The sequence below is a fragment of the Rhodoferax sp. genome (assembly GCF_039922535.1).
Taxonomy (GTDB): Bacteria; Pseudomonadota; Gammaproteobacteria; order Burkholderiales; family Burkholderiaceae_C; genus Rhodoferax_B.
Map to the genome: position 1 here is coordinate 1 of NZ_JBDTEM010000377.1, position 4,444 is coordinate 4,444.

General features: G+C 62.7%; 6 protein-coding genes and 1 pseudogene. 6 read left to right on the plus strand and 1 reads right to left on the minus strand.

The features are described from left to right. The 5 genes from ABI213_RS18020 to ABI213_RS18040 all read left to right on the plus strand — a co-directional run. A partial coding sequence (locus ABI213_RS18020) for an outer envelope protein (protein WP_348028088.1) occupies window positions 1-573 on the plus strand: 573 nt, incomplete at its 5' end. A 124-nt stretch (window positions 574-697) separates the two neighbouring features. Next, window positions 698-1,432: a septum site-determining protein MinC gene (gene minC / locus ABI213_RS18025; RefSeq protein WP_348008177.1), complete on the plus strand. Its 735-nt coding sequence runs from the start codon at window positions 698-700 to the stop codon at window positions 1,430-1,432. A gap of 95 nt (window positions 1,433-1,527) precedes the next feature. Continuing rightward, window positions 1,528-2,343, plus strand: a complete 816-nt coding sequence (gene minD / locus ABI213_RS18030; RefSeq protein WP_348008178.1) for a septum site-determining protein MinD — start codon at window positions 1,528-1,530, stop codon at window positions 2,341-2,343. Between the two features lie 3 nt (window positions 2,344-2,346). Beyond that, window positions 2,347-2,610 (plus strand): cell division topological specificity factor MinE, encoded by a 264-nt coding sequence (gene minE / locus ABI213_RS18035; RefSeq protein WP_348008179.1) that lies wholly within the window; start codon window positions 2,347-2,349, stop codon window positions 2,608-2,610. Beyond that, entirely contained in the window at window positions 2,607-3,077 is a 471-nt protein-coding gene (locus ABI213_RS18040) for a CreA family protein (RefSeq protein ID WP_348008180.1), read from the plus strand. Before minE ends, ABI213_RS18040 begins: the two co-directional genes overlap by 4 nt. Before the next feature lie 3 nt (window positions 3,078-3,080). Here the strand turns inward: ABI213_RS18040 and ABI213_RS18045 are convergent, their stop codons facing one another. Continuing rightward, window positions 3,081-3,794 (minus strand): DUF2076 family protein, encoded by a 714-nt coding sequence (locus ABI213_RS18045; RefSeq protein WP_348008181.1) that lies wholly within the window; start codon window positions 3,792-3,794, stop codon window positions 3,081-3,083. A gap of 395 nt (window positions 3,795-4,189) precedes the next feature. Here ABI213_RS18045 and ABI213_RS18050 point away from each other — a divergent pair. Beyond that, a pseudogene (locus tag ABI213_RS18050) lies at window positions 4,190-4,444 on the plus strand (hypothetical protein); the annotation flags it as partial.

Here is a 4,444-nt window from a genome sequence, read left to right on the forward strand (position 1 = left end):
GGTGCCCAAGAGGCCTATCTGGTCTATCGCAACACCCTGGACTTGGGCAAAGTCACCGGCAAAAGCTTTGCTTTCGGCCCGGTGCGTGGCCTGGGCCTGACGGCTGGTTTTGACTGGAACACCAAGAACGACCCTGGCTACGCCTCCAAAAAGCGCATGTTTGTCGTCGGCCCAACGCTGATGGTGGACGTACCCGGCTTCTTGAACGTCAGCCTGCTGCTGCTGAAGGAAAGCAACTTCCCTGTCGGCATCGCCAGCCGTTACAGCTACAAAACCCATCCCATGCTGACCGCAGCCTGGGGTGTCCCCATCGGTGGTACCGGCCTGTCGTTCGAGGGCTACATGAACTACATCGGCACCAAGGGCAACGACGAGTTTGGTAATCCGACCTCGCCCGAAACCAATTTCGATGGTTCGGTGTTCTACGACGTTAGCCCATTTGTCGGTGCCGGCAAGAACACCTTCCGCGTGGGCGTGGGCTACCAGTACTGGCGCAACAAGTTTGGCAACCCCGGCACCATCACCGGCACCACGGCCAAAACGCCGATGCTCCGCGCCGACTACCACTTCTAGCGGCAAAAATGGCCATGCAGGGCTGCACCAACCCGCATGGCCGACACCAACCCCTTGCCGGGGCACGGGCCGGGGACACAGGCAGCGCTAAAATCGCGCCTTTGTCGCCCCTCCCCCTCCATCCATGTCGTCTGTAACCGCCGGGTCTACCCGGGCCTGCTTTGACCTGAAAAGCGCCACGCTACCCCTGATTGCGGTGGTGCTGAAAACCGCCGACTTGGCCGCTCTGGCCCAAGAGATGGAAACCCGCTTCGGCGACACCCCCGATTTTTTTGACCAAGACCCGGTCGTCATCAACCTGGTACCGGTCGCAGATACCACCGACCCCATCGACTTCAAGCAACTGGCCGTGCTGCTGCGCAGTTACCGCATGCAGCCCATCGCCGTGCACGGTGGCAGCGCGGCGCAGCGGCAGGCGGCTTTGAAAGCCGGGTTGGTGGACGCACCCGACATCACCAACGCCGCACCCCTGCCGCAGGCGGCAGCCCCCGTGGCCGCACCGCCGCCCGAACCCGCCGTGGTGGTGCCATCCGGCGCGCTGGTTATCGATAAACCCTTGCGCTCGGGCCAGCAGGTGTACGCCCGCGGCACCGACCTGGTGGTGCTGGCGATGGTGAGCAACGGGGCCGAAGTGCTGGCCGATGGCAGCATCCACGTTTACGCCCCGCTGCGTGGCCGCGCCATTGCTGGAGCCAAGGGCAACGAAGACGCGCGTATTTTCAGCACCTGCCTGGAGGCCGAGCTGGTCTCCATCGCCGGGGTCTACCGCACCTCAGAAATCCCCCTGCCCGCCGAGGTGCTGGGTAAACCGGCCCAGGTACGGCTGCTCAGCGAAAAACTGGTCATGGAAGCCCTGTAATGGCGACACGACGCAAGCAAACCCCTGTGCGCCGCCCGCCGCCATCCGCATCTATCACCCCATTCAAACCCAGAACCCTGAAAGACCCGCAACCCATGACCAAGATCATTGTGGTGACATCCGGCAAAGGTGGCGTTGGCAAAACCACCACCAGCGCCAGCTTTGCCTCCGGCCTCGCGTTGCGCGGCCACAAAACCGCCGTGATCGACTTTGACGTCGGCCTGCGCAACCTTGACCTGATCATGGGCTGCGAACGCCGCGTGGTGTACGACCTGATCAACGTCATCCATAACGAAGCCAACCTGAACCAGGCGCTGATCAAAGACAAGCAGTGCGACAACCTATTCGTGCTGGCCGCCTCGCAAACCCGCGACAAAGACGCGCTGACGCAAGACGGCGTGGAGCGCGTGCTGAAAGACCTGGGCGACATGGGCTTTGAATACATCGTCTGCGACTCGCCTGCAGGCATCGAGACCGGTGCGCTGATGGCCATGCACTTTGCCGACGAAGCGCTGGTGGTGACCAACCCCGAAGTGTCTTCGGTGCGCGACTCGGACCGTATCCTGGGCATGCTGGGCTCCAAGACCAAGCGCGCCATTGAAGGCAAAGAACCCATCAAAGAGCACCTGGTCATCACCCGCTACAACCCGGTGCGGGTAGAAGACGGCCAGATGCTGTCGCTGGAAGACATCCAGGACATCCTGCGCATTCCGCTGATGGGCGTGATTCCTGAGTCGGAAACGGTGTTACAGGCATCCAACCAGGGTCTGCCCGCCATCCACCTGGCAGAAACCGATGTGTCCGAAGCCTACAAAGATGTGGTCGCCCGCTTCCTGGGTGAAGACAAACCCATGCGCTTTGTGGCGGCCGTCAAGCCCGGTTTCTTCAAGCGCATGTTCGGTGGGAGATAAGCCATGTCGTTCCTGTCTTTCCTGCTCGGGGAAAAGAAAAAAACCGCCTCTGTGGCCAAAGAGCGGCTGCAGATCATCCTGGCGCACGAGCGCAGTGGCCGGGGTGCCAGCCGTCCCGACTACCTGCCCGCCCTGCAGCGAGAGTTGCTGGCAGTGATCAGCAAATACGTGTCGATCAACGCAGAAGACATCAAGGTCCACCTGGAACGCCAGGACAACCTGGAAGTGCTAGAAGTCAAAATCGAACTGCCAGAGGCATTGCGGTGAAAGCCTGGACCGCCGCCCTGGGCCTGGCGGCTCTGTGCGCTTGCTCGTCCAAAGCCGAGCAAATTGGCGCGGTGGATACGGCTTTCCAGTGGATCGGACCCGACCACAAAATCGTCGTCGATGCCTTTGACGATCCGCTGGTGCAGGGGGTAACCTGCTTTGTATCGCGGGCCAAAACCGGTGGGATCAAGGGCGCTTTGGGACTGGCCGAAGACAAGGCCGAGGCCTCGATTGCCTGCCGCCAGGTCGGCCCCATCAGCTTCACCAAACCGCTGCCGCAAAGCGACGAGGTGTTCAACGAACGCCTGTCCATTCTGTTCAAAAAGCTGCGCATCGTGCGCATGGTGGACAAAAAGCGCAATGCCCTGGTCTACCTGACCTACTCCGACAAGCTGATCGACGGCTCGCCGGAAAACGCCGTCACCGCCGTGGCGGTAGACCGCGCGACGGTGATTCCCGTCAAATAAGGTTCAAGCCCAGTCGCTGGAGCTGTCGCCGCCGATATCCAGCCCGTCGTCGTTGCCAAAGGCATCGACACTGTCGTCATTTGACAGCAACGCGGTGTCATTGGATGCGGATGCACCGCTGTCCTTAGACTCGTTGCCGTCCAGCAGGGACGATGGGGCGGTAGGCTCGCTCAGGCCAAACGCCGATGCGCCCGCCAGGCCATTGCTGCTGTTGATGCTGCCGTTGCTGCCGTGGTGGCCCATCAAATTCTCGATTCCCTGGAACAAAAATGCCCCGGCGGCCACGCCCGCAGCGGTGGTGGCCATGCTGGTCAAAAAGCTGGGTGCCTGGAAGCGTGGCGCTGCCGCCGCGACCGGTGCCGCCTGCGGATAGCCGGGTGCCGGTGCGTAAGCTGCTGCGGGTGCAGCCCCGTAAGAAGGCGCCACCGGGGCCCGGCCCCAGCCGTTGGCATCCAGAAAACCAGCACTTGCGGGTGCCGAGGCAGCGGCCGATTGGGCCCGCAGCAACTCCGCCTGCAAGCTGGCGATTTGCGCCTGGGCGGCTTGCAAGGCGTTGTCTTGCAGCAGGCTGCGCTGCACCAACAGATAGGCTGCGTCGGGCTGGCGCGCTACCGCGGTATCGATCAGCGCCTGCGCCTCCGGGTCCTTCGCGGTGGCCCGCGCTTGGCCGAGCTGCTGCAAAAAAGTACTGAGTTGGTCGCGCTCTTGGGTGTTCATAGAAACCTCAACGGTGGTGGTCAATGCAATATAGATACCGCCCCACCCTGTAAATTCAATGCTTGCACCGGCCACGGTAGTGAAGTGGGGGTAAAGAACGGTGCAGCCTGCTTCACACTTACTACTCTTTTGATAGCTGCCAGTGCAGGTGCTTCCTGCGCCAGAGCCTCTTTTTTTATAAATTTCTGTTCCGGGCCGTCGGTACGCAGTGGGTGCGGGTGGTACGTGCCCGTCACGGCGGGTCTGGCAAGACGGGCGGCCTGGCACTAATGCGATACTTGAGGCCTTGCCCAGTGGATCGGGTTACCCCCTGCCACGGGCCTGCACACCCGGCGTTTGCGCCGACGGGCGCACCATCCGCCCCCACCCAACTTCCAGAAACCAGCCGCCCCCGGATGCGAACCGCCATAGCCACGCCGCCCCTCGCTACCGCACTACTGCCGCAGACCCAAGGCTGGTGCCCTGGTGCCCTGCGCCCGATGCTGTCGGGCGACGGCCTGGTGGTGCGGGTGCGCCCGTATGCAGGTCGGCTCACACCGGCCCAGGCGGCAGGTATCGCTGCGCTGGCCCGCCAGCACGGCAACGGCATGCTGGACCTGACCAGCCGCGCCAATCTGCAGCTGCGCGGCGTGCACCCCGAGTCGCACGCT

Bases quoted from the DNA above. Each gene is read 5' to 3' on its own strand.
- minC (WP_348008177.1), top strand. From the start codon at position 698: ATGTCGTCTGTAACCGCCGGGTCTACCCGGGCCTGCTTTGACCTGAAA.
- minD (WP_348008178.1), top strand. From the start codon at position 1,528: ATGACCAAGATCATTGTGGTGACATCCGGCAAAGGTGGCGTTGGCAAA.
- minE (WP_348008179.1), top strand. From the start codon at position 2,347: ATGTCGTTCCTGTCTTTCCTGCTCGGGGAAAAGAAAAAAACCGCCTCT.
- ABI213_RS18045 (WP_348008181.1), bottom strand. From the start codon at position 3,794: ATGAACACCCAAGAGCGCGACCAACTCAGTACTTTTTTGCAGCAGCTC.